Below are 16,466 nucleotides of genomic sequence, written 5' to 3'. Positions count from 1 at the left end.
CGGGATCTCGGTCAGTGCCGGTGCGCCGCGTCGAGGTTCCAGCGCGGCAACGGATCCGGATAGTCCACCCATGCGGCCGGCCCCAACCGAAGTTCGGTGTCGCTGAGCAACGCCGGCTCGAGCACGCGCAACGGTTCGTGCTCGTCGAGGTGAACCCCGATGAACACCAGTTCCTGGCCGGGCCCGGCGAGCGGGTCGTCGGCGGGCGGCGTCCAGTACTGCACCGGTTCGATCGTTCTATTCGGTCCGGCCTGCGACCAGACCGCCACGATGTCGGGACGGCTCGCGATCCAGCAGAATCCCTTGCTGCGCAGGATTCCTCGCAGCGTGTCGAGCGCCTGCGCGAGCCGCAGCGGATGGAACGGGCGATCGGATCGGAAGGCCACCGATCCGATGCCGTACTCCTCGGTCTCGGGCACATGCCCACCGAGGAGTTCGTCGTCCCAGCCGGCGACCGCGGACGCCGCGTCGTGGTCGAACAGTCCCGTGCCGACCACCCGATCCAGCGGCACATCAGAGTGCGCGGTGACGATGATCTGGGCGCGCGGATTGAGTCTGCGCACCATCGCCTCCACGCGCCCACGATGATCGTCGTCGACGAGGTCGGTCTTGTTCAGGATCACCACGTCGGCGAACTCCACCTGATCGACGAGCAGGTCGGCAATCGTGCGTTCGTCACCCGCGCCGGCCTCCAGTTCCCGGTCGGCGAGCCGCTCGCCCCGGGCGAGTTCGCCCAGGAACGTGGTGCAGTCGACGACGGTCACCATGGTGTCGAGCACGGCGAGGTCGGACAACGACGACCCGTCGTCGAAGACCCAATCGAAGGTCGCCGCGACCGGCATGGGCTCGGAGATGCCCGTGGACTCGATGACGAGGTGGTCGAAACGGCCGGCGCGCGCCAGCTCACCGACGGCGTCGATGAGATCCTCACGCAAGGTGCAGCAGATACACCCATTGGTCAGTTCGACCATGCGTTCCTCGGTGCGGTCGAAACCGCCCAGATCGAGCAGCGCCGCATCGATGTTGATCTCGCTCATGTCGTTGACGATGACCGCGATGCGACGGCCCTCCCTGTTCGCCAGGAGATTGTTGAGCAGTGTGGTCTTGCCGGAACCGAGGAAGCCGGACAGCACGGTGACGGGCAGTCGGATGGGGGAAGATGTGGACACGAGACTAATGACAACCACTGTCATTAGCGGGGGTCAGCGCACCCCACCACGAACGCGGACCCCCTCGACGGCCGACGCAACGCATTCCCGTCGATCGCCGGCCGCCGGGCCGATGCGATCATCGGGGAATGAAGCCAGGAGTCGCACTGAGCGGACAGTTGATCTGTCGCGACGACGAGGAGCTGGCGGCCGTCCGGCGGCATCTGCCGCACCACCGGGCCCTGTCCCGTGCCGAACCGGGCTGTCTCTCCTTCGAGGTTCGACCGACCGGCGACCCGTACGTCTGGCAGGTCGACGAACTGTTCGTCGACGATGAGGCCTTCGATGCCCATCAGGCACGCGTGATGGCCAGCGAGTGGGGCCGGGTCACCGCGGCGATCGAACGCCGGTACTCGGTCCGCCCGACGCCGCGCTGACCGGATAGCCGCGCAATGCGGCCAGCGCGCCGGCCACCGTGGCGGTGACGAACTCGGCGCTCGGACGATCACCGGCAACCTGAACCAGGTGTACCAACGGTCCGACGACCAGGCTGTATGCCGCAGCGCTTGGTGGCGCGACCGCCAGCTCGCCCCGCCGACGGGCACGCATGAGAATCGCTTCGATCACCTGCAGCCGAGGGGCCACCATCGTCTCGGCGATCGCCGCGGTGAGCCCGGGCTCTCCGCGCAGGTCGTTGATTAGCGCGTCACCGAGATCCTCGGGACGAAGACACATCCGCTCGGCCAGTCGATGTAGGAACGACTCGATATCGGACTCGAGGCCACCGGTGTCCACGTCGTCGACCACCGAGCGGCGCGAGGCTATCGCAGCGGCGACGAGATCGAGTTTCGTCGGCCAGCGTCGGTATACCGTTGCCGACGAGGTGCCCGCACGATCGATGATCGCGGCCATCGTCACCGACGAGAAGCCCTGCTGCACAACCAATTCGAACGCGGCATCCAAGATCGCGCGCTCGGTGACCGGATCTCGCGGGCGGCCGCGGCGGTTCGGCTTCTGCTCGACGATGGGTGGCTTCATGGCCACATCATATCGACAGTGCTACATTTCGAAAATGGATGATTTCGAAATAGCGGCAGCGGGCCCGGTCGGACCGACCTGGGATGGAGTCCGTGCGGCGATGGGCCGCGTCGGCGCATTTCTGCCCAACATCCCGTTCGCTGCGCCCGTTCCAGCCGAACAACAGCGAGACGCCGCGCGCCGAATCGAAGCGGCCGGCTACTCGACCCTGTGGATCAACGAGGGCGTCGGCGGAAAGGACATCCTGGTCCAGGCTGCGCTGCTGATGTCGGCGACCGACCGCGCGGTTCTGGGGACCGCCGTCGCCTCGATGTGGGCCCGATCGCCGCAGACCGCGCACGGCGGGGCCACGCAGCTCGTCGAGGCATTCGGCAACCGAATCGTCTTGGGACTCGGAGTCGGATACCCCTTCCAGGCCGCCGCGGTGGGTCGGGAATTCGGCAAGCCCCGCACAGTGGCCACCGACTACCTCGACCGCATGACCGAGCCGGTCCCCATCAGCCCGGCAACAGAGGTCCGGTATCCGCGCCTGCTGGCCGCCAATGGCCCGGCGATGCTCGAGATCGCCGGAGCGCTCGCCGACGGTGCGCTGCCGACGCTGTTGCCACCGGCGTTCACGCGGCGTGCGCGAGAAATCCTCGGGCCGGAGAAGCTGCTCGTCGTCGGCCTCAGTATCTCCGTCGCCGACGACCCGCGCGTCGCACGCGAGAAGGCGAGTTCATTCGCCGAACAAGTTCTCGGACAAGGCGATAGCCCGTATGCGCGAGCTCTGACACGCGAAGGTGTCGCACTGCTCGACGCGAACGGCGACCTCGACGAACGTGTCCTGGCCGAGGTCGTACCGCACGGCGGACCGGACGAGATCCTGTACACCATCGAGACACACCTCGCCGCGGGCGCAGATCACGTGCGGCTGGCGTCGGTCGGTGGCGACTTTGCCACCGGGATCACCGAACTCGAGGCACTCGGGCCCGAGCTGACCAAGCCCCAGCGCGCCTGACGCATGGTTCGGCGACTCCCGGACACGCCGATTCGCCGAGTGGTCAACAAGCTCCGAGCACGCGACCAACATTCGCGGCGCCCTACGTCGACCGGTCGGCCACCTCGTCGGCAAGCCGGCTCATCGTGTCGTGAAAGAGGTCGACGAGATCGGTGCGCTGGTCCGCCGAGAACCAATCGGCAAGCGCGACACGAAAGGCGACCATTCCGGCCCCCACTGCGAGTCGGGCGGAAACGTCGTCGACACCGCGGAGCCGCAGCGCGTCGCCCACCGCGTCGCCGAGCTCCTCGTGCTTGGCCAGATCACGTTCCCGTAGGTCGGCGTTGCTCGCGACGACGGCGGCTCGGAGCCTTGCGTGCGCGGGGTTCTGCTGGATCTGGCCACACTGGGCCGCCATCGCCTGCTCGACCATGTCGATCGCCGAGGCCTCGCCCGGCGCGTCGCGAATGAGCTCGCTCAGATGGGCTGCCACATCCGCCATTCCGTGAAAGAAGACTTCCCGCTTGTCTCCGAACAGCCGGAACAGGGACCGCTCATGCATGCCCGCGCGGGCAGCGATCTGGGCACCCGAGGTCTGCTCGTACCCCTGTTCCCGGTACAGCGCGAAGGCGGCCGCGGCGAGGCGGCCGCGCGCATCGGGTTTCCATCGTCCCATGCGAGCAGTGTAGGTGATGGCAGTGACTGCCATCCGGTGCTACGGTCGATAGCAGTAACTGCTATCGAAAGGACCAGCGATGAAGGTTTTCGTCACCGGAGGATCCGGCTGGGTGGGCAAGACACTCGTCCCGGAGCTCGTCGCCGCGGGGCATCAGGTCACCGGGCTCGCACGATCGGAGGCATCAGCCGAAGCACTGGAGGCGCTCGGCGCCGCAGCCGTCGCCGGCGACCTCGAGTCGCGCGACGTCATCGCCGAGCAGGCCGCGCAAGCCGATGGCGTGGTGCACCTGGCGTTCCGCCACGATTTCGCCAACTTCGCCTCGGCGGTCGAACTCGATGCCCAGGTGGTGCGCACCCTGGGAGAAGCCTTGGCCGGCAGCGGTAGGGCGCTGGTGATCACCAGCGGCACGCCGGCAACTCCGGGCCGCCTGTCGACCGAGCAGGACAAGGCCGCCGCGGGCACTCCCGCCACCGGGCGTGAGCAGGTGTCCGACCTGGCGTTGTCCTATGCCGACCGGGACGTCCGGGTGTCCGTGGTGCGTCTGCCCCGCTCGGTACACGGCACGGGTGACCACGGTTTCGTCTCCCAGCTGGCGCGGCTCGCCGTCGAGGCCGGGATGTCCGGGTACGTCGGTGACGGCGAACAACGTTGGCCGGCCGTTCATGTCGCCGACGCCGCACACCTGTACCGACTCGCATTGGAGAACGCGCCCGCCGGTTCGGTCCTGCACGCGGTCGGCGACGAGGCAATTGCCTTCCGAGAGATCGCCGAAGCATTGGGACGGTCCAACGGCGTCCCGGCGGGGGTGGTCGACCCGGAAACCCTCGGATTCCTCGGAATGCTCGCCTCCGTCGATCAACCCGCCGGCGCGGCGCTCACCCGCGATCTGCTCGGCTGGTCACCCGGGCAGCCCGGGCTGCTTGCCGACATCGACGCCGGCAACTACCGGGCCTGAGCGGTTCGTCATTCGCCCGGGGTGCCGTCCGGGCGGACGAACTCCGCTCTGCCCCCGAGGCTTCGCCAGCGCAGCGCCAGGATGAGGTCGACGCATCCCAGCGCATCGTTCACCGGCCGGCCCAGCTCACGTTCGATGGTGCGAAGCCGGTGCGACACCGTATTCGGATGGACATAGAGTTCTCGCGCCGTCGCGCGGGCGGAAAAGCCGTTGGCGAAATGCGCACCCAACGTCTCGAGCAGTTCTGGGCGCGCCTCGAGAGGTGCCAGCAGGCTCGCGAGCAGCTCGGCGGTCTGGGGCTCCCGAACCAGCAAGGTGTCCACGGCTACGTCCTCGTAGCGAACCACGCCGATCTTCCGCCGACCGCGTTGGGCGACTTCCACCGCCAGCCGCGCCTGCTGAGCGGCTGCATACATTTCCCCCAGCGGTGAGCTGGCCGCACCGAGACCGAGGACGAGTCCGCTGGGCAGGCTGTCCGATGCCAATACCCGGGCCAGTTGGTCGCTCAGAGTTTCCACCCCGCCGGCACCGGTCGGCACCAGAATGAGCGGCCGGTTCTGCAAGGTGCCCACCAGGATACGAGATCTGATCGGCAACCCCAGGCGGCTGAGCAGGTGTCGCTGTATCAATAGATGGGTCGCCGGGTCCTCTCGTTCGGGGATGCCGATCACGACCGCCGCGTATGTTGCACTCGGATCCGCAGAGACGATTCGGGCGCGGCGGGTCACCTCCTCGGAACTGAGGTAGCTGCCGGACGCGATCTGCGCCACGAGATCGGTCGTCAATCGGTCGTAGTGCCCGGTGACCTCCTGCTCCACGGTCCGATACATCTCCACGGCGTGGTCGGTGAGCTCTCCGAGGAGGCGTCCGAGCTCCCGGATGACACCCAGCAGTTCGGCCGCATCGCCCTTGTCCGCATTGGCTATCAGCCTGTCCTCGATGACCTGCTGACCGGTGCGGTATGACCGGATCAGCGCATCCAGTGGGACGCCCTGTATGGCGCGGCGACGGCCGGTGTCCTTTGCCAGTGCGATGGCCTCGGCGTCGTCTACCGGTGCGCCCGCGCTCAGCGACTTGAGCAACCACGGGATGTTGAAGGAGATGGCACTGGACAGATCGGTCCGGTCGACCTGCTGATTGTCGTAGCCATCGCCCCACACGCGGGCCATGATCTCGGCTTCCACATCCGTGACCGACGCCAGGAGATCCCGCAGCAACTGTGACAAACTCACAATCGGTCCACCCATTTCCGCACGTCATACACATAGTTCTGGCCGCAACATTGCCCGTAGTCTAAGGGCACCTCACAGGCAGGACAATTCCCGGCCGCTCGGCAGCCCACCGCAACGTTGCATCAGGTAAAGCCTCCGACGAGCCTTTCGCAAGGAGAATCCATGACCACCAAGGACAGCGAACGAACGTCCGCGGCCATCGGCGGCCCGATCGCACAGAGCGCCGAAGACTACGCGGCCGTTCGCGTACCACCTGCCGAGCGACAGTCCACACTCGACATCTCCCTTGTTCGGATGGGCTTGACGGTCTCGGCCTCCGACCTCGTCTTCGGCTATACCCTCGGCCTCTACTTCGGCTTCTGGCAAGCAGTCACCATCTCCCTGGTGATCTCGCTGATCGTGCTCGCGATCTCGGTGGGCATGGGCGCGATCGGGGTGCGTGAACGTCTTACGCTGGCCCTGGCCACCCGTTTCGCCTTCGGCCGACAGGGCAGCCGATTGCCCTCACTCGTGACGGCAATCGTCATCGGGTTGTTCTACGGCTACATCCTCGCCATCACGATCAGCGTCTTTCCGGCGGCCTCCTCCACGGTGGCCAGAGTCGTCTACTGTGTTCTGCTCGGCGGACTCTTCGTCCTGATCTCCGGACTCGGTTTCGATCGCGGACTGAAATGGATGGGCAGGATCGGCGTTCCGCTGATGATCCTCCTGGTGATCGTCGCCGACGTCGTCACCATCGTCGACGCCGGCGGCTTCTCCGAGATCTTGTCGGCTCATCCGGCGAAATCTGGTCAAATGGCTGTTCTGGCCATCATGGGTCTCGGTATCTCCAAATGGACGGGCGGCGCACTGGTCTCACCGGACATCACCCGATTCGGCAAGGGAATGAAATCCGTCTGGATCTCGACCGGCGCCGAATTCGTTCTCGGGAATTTTGCCTTCAACCTCCTCGGGCTGATTCTCGGCCTCGGGCTGAAGTCGTCGGATCTCGGTGCCGCGTTCGGACTCATCGGACTGACCTGGCTGGCCACCGTCGCCTTCCTCTTCCAGGGAACAACGGTGTCGACCAACATGCTCTACGCAGCCTCCCTTTCCAGCGCCAATGTCGTCGGACTTCCCCGAAAGATCACCAATCTGGTGGTGGGTATCCTCGGCATCGTCATCGCATATTGGGGCCTCACCCAGGGAGTCATCAACAGCTTCCTCACCTTCATCGGATATATCGGCTACGCACTGCCGGCCATTCCGGCGATCATCCTCGCCGACTATTTCATTCTTCACAAGATGCGCTACTCGGCACCCATCGAATCGCTGCCGATGGTCAATTGGCGGGCAATCGCCGCCTTGATCGTCACCGTCGGTCTGAACGTTTTTGCGGGATTGGTCCTCGACGACGAGTTCTGGCGGGTCCTGCCGGTGCTCGGTGCAATCGTGTACCTCGTGTTCTCCGCGCCCCAGGTGTGGGCCGCGTGGCGCACCCCGACACCGTCGGCGGTCTGATCGATCTCGACATCAAACGAAAGGACGCATCATGAAGTTCGGGCTCGGAGTTCCCACCGGAACCGAGGGACTGATGTACCCGGTTCCGTACGCAGATCCCGACCAGGCGGTACGGCTCGCCGTGTCGGCCGAACGGCTCGGATTCGACTCGGTCTGGGCGAACGATCATGTGAACACCCCGCATTACGTGCGCTCGGAGTTCCCGGATCCGCCGCGCTTCTACGATCCGTATGTGTATCTGTCCTTCGTCGCGGCGCAGACCACCACGCTCGAGGTCGCCACCGCTGTCAGCGTGATGTCGTTCCGCCACCCGGTGGTCGTGGCCAAGCAGGCGGCAACACTCGACCAGTACAGCGGAGGCCGATTCCGGTTGGGCCTCGGGCTCGGCGCCTATCGCCAGGAAACGGAATCGATGTGGCCCGGGCGCGTCATCCACCGCGGCGACCACGCCGACGAATTCATGCAGTCGATCCAGCTGCTCACCACGGAGCGACGGGCGTCGTTCGAGGGAAAGTACATCTCGTTCGACGATGTCGAGAGCTTCCCACACCCGGTCCGGAAACCTTTTCCCATCCTCTCCGGCGGGAACTCTCCGGGCGCACGAGAACGTGCCGGAAAGTATGCCACCGGATGGATTCCCGGCATGCTGACCCCGCAGGAGATCATCGATGGACTCGCCGAAATCCGGCAGATCGCCGATGGCGCCGGGCGCACACTTCCCGACGACTTCGACGTGGCACCGCAGCTGACGGTATCCATTGCGCCGACCCATGCCGAGGCGTTGGAAAAATTTCAACGATCACAGCTGTTCACCCACGTCGGTTCGCTGAGTAAATCGACACTCAAGAACCAGCAGAGTGAGTGGGCCGCGCGGAGTCTCATCGGGACACCGGAGGAAGTCCTCGACATGGTGCGTTCCTATGCGGACGCCGGCGTGTCGACATTTTCAGGTTTGTTGTTTGCTTGCAACACCGTAGAAGAGACACTCGATGCGATGCACGATTTCGCAGAGAATGTCATAGCGCCATATCGAAAGGAAAAGCAGCAAGTGGAGGTACCCGCATGACCCAGGTCGATCAGAGCACTCGCACACTCGAGACACAGCGGCTGCAGAGGCTGCAGGGCGCACTGGGCAACGCACAGTTCGACGCACTGATCCTGATCCAGCCCGCCAACGTCCACTACGCCAGCGGCTACCGCAGTCTCGGCGCCGCGGTGCACGGGATCGCGAGCATCGCGGTCGTCGTCACCCCCGACGATCTGCACCTCGCCGGGCCGATCGCCGACGCCGCACCGGCATTCGACGCCGGCTCCGCCGAAGACAAGTTCGCCGCGTACGGCCGGTTCTACTTCGAATCCGAAGGGGGACATGCCACCGCGACACGTCTGGTCGACGAGCACGCCGACCTCGCGACCGCCGTACTGACGACCCTGGGACGCCTCGGGCTCGAGCGGGCGTCGGTGGGTATCGACACCGACAGCGCCCCGGTGCGGGCAGCCCTCGCCGATCACCTGCCGAACGTGCGGGTCAGCGACGCGTCGGCCTGGATGTCGACCCTGCGCGGGATCAAACTGCCCGGCGAGGTGGCCCTGTTGGAAGAGTCCGCCCGCGTGGCCGAGGACGGGATCATCAAGGCCGTCGAGTCGGCACACGTGGGTACGACCGAACAAGAGCTGGCAGCCATCGTCGCCACCACCATGGCCCAGGGCGGGCTGGAACCACGCTTCGTCGTCGTCACCGCCGGCGAGCGCTCCGCGCTCGGCGACGCGTTCCCCACCGATCGCGAGATCCAGCGCGGCGACCTCGTGCGTTTCGACGTCGGCGGCACCCTGCACGGATACTGGTCGGACATCGGCCGCACCGCGGTGGTCGGGCCCCCGTCGGACCGGCAGCGCCGCTTCTACGACGCCATCCTGCAGGGCGAACAGGATGAACTCGACCTGGCCCGCCCCGGGGTCGCCGCCAACGACATCTTCCGCCGAGCCATCGAGGTCGTCGAGGCAAACGGTGGCCCGTCACCGTACCGGCGCCACCACTGCGGTCACGGAATCGGTCTCACCACCTACGAACCGCCCATCATCCGGCCCGCCGACGACGATCCGTTGCAGCCGGGCATGGTGTTCTGCTTCGAGACGCCCTACTACGAGCTGGGCTGGGGCGGAATGATGGTGGAGGATGCACTGGTGATCACCGACGACGGATGTCGCATGCTCACCGGCCGTGCGCGCGAGATGATGGAGATCCCCGCATGACCACGACTTATGTTGGCGCCCTTAGGTGTCCGCGCTGTCAACGCGACTACTCCGAGGAGTCGGCGTTCACGATCTGTCCCACGTGCCGCGACGACGACGTCAGTATCTTTCCGAAGCCGGTGTACGACCTGTCCGGTCGGACGTCGCTGCCGATCGATCCCGCGCACCCCGGGATCTTCCGGTTCTCCGAGCTCCTGCCCGTCGACGACGGCGCTTTCGTCAGCCTGGGTGAAGGCAACACCCCGCTCCTGCCGATTCCCGAGGTCGGCACCCAGGCCGGCATCGAGTCGCTGTACTACAAGGATGAGTCGCGCAATCCCACGTGGTCGTACAAGGACCGGCTGGCCGCCGTGGCCATCACCAAAGCCGTCCAGGTCGGCGCCGAGACGGTCGTCGTGTCGAGTACCGGCAACCACGGTGCCGCCATCGCCGCATTCGCCGCACGTGCCGGAATCCGCTGCATCGTCTTGACCCTCGAGTCCGTCCCGCAGGCCATGAAGACCCTGATGCAGAGCTTCGGCGCTCAGGTCTTCGCCATGAAGCAGCCACAAGATCGCGGGCTCCTGATGTGGCAGGGCGTCGAGCAGCGCGGTTGGGTACCGATGTCCGGCTATCCCTCGCCACCGTCCGGGTCGAATCCCTTCGGCATCGACGGCTACAAGACGATCGCCTACGAACTCTGGGAACAGACCGCCGGCGACCTGCCGGACGTCATCGTCGCCCCGGTCGCATACGGGGACGGCATCGCGGGCATCGTTCGTGGCTTCGCCGATCTCATCGAACTCGGTCTGGCCGACCGGATTCCGCGGCTGATCGCCGCGGAACCGTACGGGCCGTTGGGCGTTGCGCTGCGGGGTGGGACCGGGACCGAACGTCCGCCGGAACCCACTGTGGCGTTCAACATCGCCGCGGTCACCCCCACGTGGCAGGCGCTGAACGCGATCAAGGTGACGTCGGGTTCCGGATTGTCCGCCACCGACGAGGAGACGATGCAGGCGCAGGCCGTGCTGGGCACCCGCAGCGGAATCTTCGCCGAGGCGTCGTCGGCCATCACGCTGGCCGTGCTGGAGAAGGCACGCGCGGCCGAGCTGGTGGACCCCGGCGAACGCGTCGTGCTGCTCGGGACCTCGACGGGTCTCAAAGACGTTCCCACCACCGCCGCCCGGCTGCCCGCGGTGCCGACCATCGAGCCCACGCTCGACGCGTTCGACCGAGCACTCGACGACCGCGAGGTGCGTGTCTAGTGAGGTTGGGATTCGCCCCGTCCGGACGGCGGAACGCGCAGACGACGGTCGAGCTCGCCAAACAGGCCGAGGATGCCGGATTCGCCGAGATCTGGGTGTCCGAGGACTATCTGGAACGTGGCGCGTTCGCCGTGGCCGGCGCTGTCGCGGCGTCGACCGAACGCGTCACGATCGGGCTGGGCGTCATCAACCCGTGGACTCGCCACGTCGCGTTGTCGGCCATGGAATGTGCGGCGCTGGAGGAACTCTCGGGTGGACGTCTGCGTCTCGGGGTCGGTGCGAGCAATCGGATCTGGATCGAGGAGCAGCTCGGCATCCCGTTCCGGCGACCGGTCTCGGTACTCGTCGAGTACGTCGATGCGCTGCGCACCCTCCTCGATGGAGACCGGCACTCCCGGCCGGTCAACGGTCTGGAGGTGGATGCGGCACTGGCCTTCACTCCCGGCACCCGCATCCCGATCCTCCTCGGCGTCAAAGGCGAACGCGCACTGAGCCGTTCGGCGTCATCCGACGGGCTCATCCTCTCCGTACTGTCCTCGCCCGAGTACGTGTCGTGGGTGCGGGAGAACTTCTCACCCCGCTCGGTGACCGCGTACGTGCTCTTCTCCCGGGACAGCGATCCGGGTGCCGCCCGGGCCCGGGTCGCGGGCCGGATCGCGCAGTACCTGGGTATGCACGGCCCGAGCCCGATCACGGCCCTGCCGGGATTGTCCGCCGAGACCGCGACGGCCTTCCGGGAGAACATGCTCGCGGGAACGGACGCATCAGATCTCGTGACCGACGAGATGTCTCGCACGTTCGCAATCGCCGGCAATGACGAGCAGTGCGCCGACATCCTCCGCCGGTTCTCCGATGCCGGAGTCGACTCGCTGGTGATCGTCGACGCGGGCACCCAGGAACCGACGACCATCGTCAGTGACGTGGCCGCCATCGCCGACAAGGCCGGTATTCCCCTGGGCTGATGCCCTTTCCGCTGGAGCCGAACGGGCCTTTCCCGGTCCACCCATCACCTCACACGCGCCACTCGCCGGTGAGGTGAGTTCGTCGTGTCCGTGGCACGCGACACGATTTGTCCCACAATTTGATTGGAGCTACAGCGTGAGTGCAGACGCCATCGTCAGGCGTTACTACGAGTTGGTGGACAAGGGCGATCTCGAACTGCTGGACTTGTTCTCCGTCGACGCCACCTACAAGCGACCCGGCTACCGCGAATTCCATGGTCGAGACGAACTTCGCAGGTTCTATTCGGCCGATCGCGTGATCGAAAGCGGCGCGCACACCATCCGCGCGCTCTATGTCGACGGCATGCGAGTAGGAGTCGAGGGGACCTTCTCCGGCCTACTTCGGGATGGCACGAACGTCACGCTCCCGTTCAGCGACTTCTTCGATCTCGACGGAGAGGATCCGTTGACGATTCGCCATCGCCGAACATACTTCGACGACCAACAGGTCTGAGCGCTTGCTCGCGCACACCGCCGAATCGCTTGACGAGTACGACATCCGATCACGCCCCCATCACGCACTCGAATCCATAGGAGAACACCAATGAGCACTGACATCACCGCCCCGGCCAACGAGGTTTCCTCGGTGGCGACCGCCGATGCGCCCGCCGCGATAGGTCCGTATTCACAGGGTGTCTCGGCCGGACGTCTGGTGTTCGTGTCCGGTCAGCTGCCGATCGATCCGGCGACGGGACAGATTCCCGGAGACATCGAGGCGCAGGCGGCGCAGTCGATCCGCAACATCGCCGCCGTGCTCACCGCGGCGGGCGGAACACTTCACGACGTCGTCAAGACGACGGTCCTCATGGCCGACCTTGCTCAGTTCGACGTGGTGAACATGGTGTACGGCACCTTCTTCGACGGCCCGGTGTTACCCGCGCGGGCGACCTATCAGGTTGCGCGGCTGCCGAAGGACGCGGCGGTCGAGATCGAAGCCATCGCAGTGCTCTCGCAGAACTGACGGCACCGCCCGGCACCGCCCGGCACCGTTCGGTGACGCCGAACGGTGCCGCACCCCGGCCTCAGTAGCGCAGCAACTCAGCGACCGGCGTCCACCACCACGAGCAGATCCCCGGGAGCAACCTGGGTGACCTGCCCGACGGCGACGCGCTCGACTCGGCCGCCGACGGGTGCGGTGATGGTGGCCTCCATCTTCATCGCCTCGATGGTGCCGATGGCGGCCCCGGCGGCGATCCGGTCGCCGACGGCCACATGGAGCGAGACGACCCCGGCGAACGGTGCGCCGACCTGATTCGGGTCGCCGCGGTCGGCCTTCTCCGCATCGGCCACCTCGGGGTCGACCGAACGGTCACGCACCTGCACCGGGCGCAACTGCCCGTTGAGGATGCACATCACCGTGCGCATGCCCTTCTCGTCGACGTCGCTGACCGCCTCGAGCCCGATGAGCAGTTCCACCCCGGGCTCGAGTTCGACTCGATGCTCCTCACCGTGACGCAGGCCGTAGAAGAACTGGTTGGCCGACAGGCGCGAGGTGTCGCCGTAGGTGTCCTGGTGCTCCGCGAATTCCTTTGCCGGACCCGGGAACAGCAGCCGATCGAGGGTGCGGCGCCGCTCTGTTCCGGGCGTGTCCAGTGCCGCGGAATCCGGCTCGGAGAGCTCGACCGGCGCCGGCGCGTCGACGCGGCCGCCGAGCGCGGCGGTACGCAGCGGCTCGGGCAACCGCCGGCCGGCTCGCCGAGTTCGCCACGCAGGAACCCGATCACCGAATCCGGGATGTCGTGGGATGCTGGGTCGTCAGCGAACTGTTCGGCGGTGATGCCGTGTCCGACGAGTGCGAGGGCGAGATCACCGACCACCTTCGACGACGGGGTCACCTTGATCAGCCGCCCCAGGACACGGTCGGCGGCGGCGTACGCCTGCTCGACCGCCTCGAAGCGATTGCCCAGCCCCAGGGCGATGGCCTGCTGTCGCAGATTCGAGAGCTGCCCACCGGGGATCTCGTGCGTATAGACCCGCCCTGTCGGTGCCGGAAGCCCGGTTTCGAACGGCGAGTACACCTTCCGTAGCGCCTCCCAGTACGGCTCCAGTTCGCACACCGCTCCCAGATCCAGTCCCGTATCACGGTCGGTATGCGCCGCGGCGGCCACGATCGCCGACAGCGCGGGCTGGCTCGTGGTGCCTGCCAGCGGCGCGCTCGCCCCGTCGACGGCCGAAGCGCCGGCCTCCCAGGCCGCGAGGTAGGTGGCCAGCTGACCTCCGGGGGTGTCGTGGGTGTGCACATGCACCGGCAGGTCGAAACGGCTCCGCAACGCCGACACCAGCTTTCGAGCGGCCGGTGCACGCAGTAGGCCGGCCATGTCCTTGATCGCCAGCACGTGTGCACCTGCCTCGACGATCTGCTCGGCCAGCCGCAGGTAGTAGTCCAGCGTATAGAGATCTTCGGCGGGGTCGGCCAGGTCACCGGTGTAGGACATGGCGACCTCGGCGACTGCGGTGCCTGTCTCGCGGACGGCATCGATGGCCGGTCGCATCTGCTCGATGTTGTTGAGGGCGTCGAAGATCCGGAAGATATCGATGCCGGTGTCGGCAGCCTCGGCAACGAATGCAGTGGTCACCTTGGTCGGGTAGGGCGTGTACCCGACGGTGTTCGCACCCCGCAGCAGCATCTGCAGACATATATTCGGGATCGCCGTGCGCAACTGCGCCAACCGGTCCCACGGGTCTTCTTTCAAGAACCGCAACGCGACGTCGTAGGTGGCGCCACCCCAGCATTCGACCGATAGCAACTGAGGCGTCATCGCCGCCACATACGGGGCGATCGCCAGCAACCCGTCGGTCCGGACCCGCGTGGCCAGCAACGATTGATGTGCGTCCCGAAAGGTGGTGTCGGTCAACGCGGGACGAGGCGAGTCGCGCAGCTCGGCCGCAAATGCGACCGGCCCGAGGTCTCGGAGCCGTTGCCGCGAACCGTCCGGCGGTGACGACAACACCCGCCGGTCCACCGCGGGCAGTTTGTCGCGTGGGTACACGGTCGTCGGACGTTCGCCGTGCGGCTTGTTCACCGTCACCTCGGCCAGATACGACAGAATCCGCGTCCCACGATCCGCCGAACCATGGGAGGTCAGCAGCCACGGCCGATCGCCGATGAACGACGTCGTCACCCGCCCGGCCCGAAAGTCCGGATCGTCGAGCACTGCCTGCAGGAACCCGATGTTCGTCGCCACCCCGCGGATGCGGAATTCGGCCACCGCACGCCGCGCCCGATTCACCGCGGTCGCGAAGTCGGCTCCGCGACAGGTCAGTTTGACCAGCATCGAATCGAAGTGACCGGTCATCTCGGCACCGAGCACCGCCCCACCGTCGAGGCGGACACCCGCACCTCCGGGACTTCGGTAGGCGGTGATCCGGCCCACGTCGGGGCGAAAGTCGTCGGCGGGATCCTCGGTGGTGATCCGGCACTGGATGGCCGCCCCACGAATCCGCAGGCACTCCTGCGCGAGGCCGAGATCCTCCAGCGATGCGCCGGCCGCGATCCGCAGTTGCGCTGCCACCAGGTCCACATCGGTGATCTCCTCGGTCACCGTGTGTTCCACCTGGATTCGTGGATTCATCTCGATGAAGACGTGTCGGCCCGCCTCGTCGAGCAAGAACTCGACGGTGCCGGCGCACGAGTAGCCGATGTGCCGCGCAAAGGCCACCGCGTCGGCGCAGATCCGCTCGCGCAGAGCCGGATCCAGGTTCGGTGCCGGCGCGAGTTCGACGACCTTCTGATGCCGGCGCTGCACACTGCAGTCGCGCTCGAACAGATGGATGACGTTGCCGTGGGTATCGGCGAGGATCTGCACCTCGATATGGCGCGGATCGACGACCGCCTGCTCCAGGAACACCGTCGGATCACCGAATGCGACATCCGCCTCACGCGAGGCGGCAGCGATCGCGGCCGGGAGTTCGTCGATGACCTCCACCCGGCGCATCCCACGGCCACCACCGCCGGCCACCGCCTTGACGAACACCGGAAACCGCAAATCCGCTGCCGCCGACATCAACTCGTCGGTGTCGGCCGACGGCTCCGACGAGTCGAGCACCGGTAGTCCGGCAGCTCGAGCCGCCGCCACTGCCGACGCCTTGTTGCCGGTCAACTCCAGAACGTCGGCCGACGGACCGACAAAGGTGATCCCGGCATCGACGCAGGCCCGTGCCAGATCCTGGTTCTCCGACAGGAAGCCATAGCCTGGGTAGACGGCGTCCGCACCGCAGCGCGCCGCGACGTCCACCACCTCGTCGACCGAGAGGTATGCGCGCACCGGATGTCCGGGCTCCCCTATCTGATACGACTCGTCGGCGGTGGACCGGTGAGCCGAATTCCGGTCCTCGTAGGGGAAGATCGCCACGGTTCGGGCGCCGAGCTCGTATGCCGCGCGGAAGGCACGGATCGCGATCTCGCCACGATTGGCCACCAAGATCTTGTCAAACACC

14 protein-coding genes and 1 pseudogene are annotated in these 16,466 nt (G+C 66.4%); 10 read left to right on the top strand and 5 right to left on the bottom strand.

What is annotated here, in order from left to right; all coding sequences use genetic code 11:
- Nucleotides 1–11: 11 nt before the first annotated feature.
- Nucleotides 12–1,193 carry a GTP-binding protein gene (locus ACPXB3_RS15065; protein WP_425728216.1) on the bottom strand — a complete coding sequence of 394 codons (1,182 nt, stop codon included), beginning with the start codon at nt 1,191–1,193 and terminating at the stop codon, nt 12–14.
- A gap of 104 nt (nt 1,194–1,297) precedes the next feature.
- Here ACPXB3_RS15065 and ACPXB3_RS15060 point away from each other — a divergent pair, with 104 nt between their 5' ends.
- Complete coding sequence (locus ACPXB3_RS15060; RefSeq protein ID WP_425702403.1) at nt 1,298–1,585, top strand: putative quinol monooxygenase; 288 nt, start codon at nt 1,298–1,300, stop codon at nt 1,583–1,585.
- Here the strand turns inward: ACPXB3_RS15060 and ACPXB3_RS15055 are convergent.
- Nucleotides 1,536–2,186: a TetR/AcrR family transcriptional regulator gene (locus tag ACPXB3_RS15055; protein ID WP_425728214.1), complete on the bottom strand. Its 651-nt coding sequence runs from the start codon at nt 2,184–2,186 to the stop codon at nt 1,536–1,538. The two genes, ACPXB3_RS15060 and ACPXB3_RS15055, sit on opposite strands and share 50 nt — an antisense overlap.
- A gap of 34 nt (nt 2,187–2,220) precedes the next feature.
- Here ACPXB3_RS15055 and ACPXB3_RS15050 point away from each other — a divergent pair, with 34 nt between their 5' ends.
- Nucleotides 2,221–3,186 carry an LLM class flavin-dependent oxidoreductase gene (locus ACPXB3_RS15050; RefSeq protein WP_425728212.1) on the top strand — a complete coding sequence of 322 codons (966 nt, stop codon included), beginning with the start codon at nt 2,221–2,223 and terminating at the stop codon, nt 3,184–3,186.
- An 82-nt stretch (nt 3,187–3,268) separates the two neighbouring features.
- On the opposite strand, the gene ACPXB3_RS15045 is transcribed toward ACPXB3_RS15050, so the two are convergent.
- Nucleotides 3,269–3,841 carry a TetR/AcrR family transcriptional regulator gene (locus ACPXB3_RS15045; protein ID WP_425702398.1) on the bottom strand — a complete coding sequence of 191 codons (573 nt, stop codon included), beginning with the start codon at nt 3,839–3,841 and terminating at the stop codon, nt 3,269–3,271.
- A gap of 79 nt (nt 3,842–3,920) precedes the next feature.
- On the opposite strand from ACPXB3_RS15045, the gene ACPXB3_RS15040 reads away from it, so the two are divergent.
- Nucleotides 3,921–4,799, top strand: a complete 879-nt coding sequence (locus tag ACPXB3_RS15040) for an SDR family oxidoreductase (RefSeq protein WP_425728210.1) — start codon at nt 3,921–3,923, stop codon at nt 4,797–4,799.
- 8 nt (nt 4,800–4,807) lie between these two features.
- Here ACPXB3_RS15040 and ACPXB3_RS15035 read toward each other — a convergent pair whose 3' ends face one another.
- A complete protein-coding gene (locus tag ACPXB3_RS15035; protein ID WP_425702394.1) occupies nt 4,808–6,031 on the bottom strand; it encodes a PucR family transcriptional regulator in 1,224 nt (407 codons plus the stop codon).
- 162 nt (nt 6,032–6,193) lie between these two features.
- Here ACPXB3_RS15035 and ACPXB3_RS15030 point away from each other — a divergent pair, with 162 nt between their 5' ends.
- From ACPXB3_RS15030 to ACPXB3_RS15000, 7 genes are all read left to right on the top strand, one after another.
- The gene (locus ACPXB3_RS15030) at nt 6,194–7,531 is read left to right on the top strand and encodes a purine-cytosine permease family protein (RefSeq protein WP_425728208.1); all 1,338 of its coding nucleotides are present in this window, start codon (nt 6,194–6,196) and stop codon (nt 7,529–7,531) included.
- A 31-nt stretch (nt 7,532–7,562) separates the two neighbouring features.
- Nucleotides 7,563–8,597: an LLM class flavin-dependent oxidoreductase gene (locus ACPXB3_RS15025; protein ID WP_425702390.1), complete on the top strand. Its 1,035-nt coding sequence runs from the start codon at nt 7,563–7,565 to the stop codon at nt 8,595–8,597.
- Nucleotides 8,594–9,784: a M24 family metallopeptidase gene (locus ACPXB3_RS15020; protein ID WP_425702388.1), complete on the top strand. Its 1,191-nt coding sequence runs from the start codon at nt 8,594–8,596 to the stop codon at nt 9,782–9,784. Before ACPXB3_RS15025 ends, ACPXB3_RS15020 begins: the two co-directional genes overlap by 4 nt.
- The gene (locus tag ACPXB3_RS15015) at nt 9,781–11,028 is read left to right on the top strand and encodes a threonine synthase (RefSeq protein ID WP_425702386.1); all 1,248 of its coding nucleotides are present in this window, start codon (nt 9,781–9,783) and stop codon (nt 11,026–11,028) included. Before ACPXB3_RS15020 ends, ACPXB3_RS15015 begins: the two co-directional genes overlap by 4 nt.
- On the top strand, nt 11,028–11,990 hold the full coding sequence (locus ACPXB3_RS15010) for an LLM class flavin-dependent oxidoreductase (RefSeq protein WP_425702384.1): 963 nt from the start codon (nt 11,028–11,030) through the stop codon (nt 11,988–11,990). Before ACPXB3_RS15015 ends, ACPXB3_RS15010 begins: the two co-directional genes overlap by 1 nt.
- A 136-nt stretch (nt 11,991–12,126) precedes the next feature.
- Nucleotides 12,127–12,483, top strand: a complete 357-nt coding sequence (locus tag ACPXB3_RS15005; RefSeq protein ID WP_425702382.1) for a nuclear transport factor 2 family protein — start codon at nt 12,127–12,129, stop codon at nt 12,481–12,483.
- 90 nt (nt 12,484–12,573) lie between these two features.
- Nucleotides 12,574–12,990, top strand: a complete 417-nt coding sequence (locus ACPXB3_RS15000) for a Rid family detoxifying hydrolase (protein ID WP_425728206.1) — start codon at nt 12,574–12,576, stop codon at nt 12,988–12,990.
- A 77-nt stretch (nt 12,991–13,067) separates the two neighbouring features.
- Here the strand turns inward: ACPXB3_RS15000 and ACPXB3_RS14995 are convergent.
- Nucleotides 13,068–16,465 (bottom strand): annotated as a pseudogene (locus tag ACPXB3_RS14995) (pyruvate carboxylase).
- Nucleotide 16,466: the final 1 nt, after the last annotated feature.

This window comes from Gordonia sp. DT219, from assembly GCF_049847065.1.
Lineage (GTDB): Bacteria > Actinomycetota > Actinomycetes > Mycobacteriales > Mycobacteriaceae > Gordonia.
Note: the sequence above shows the minus strand (reverse complement) of the source record. Positions and strands in the feature narration are given on the sequence as shown.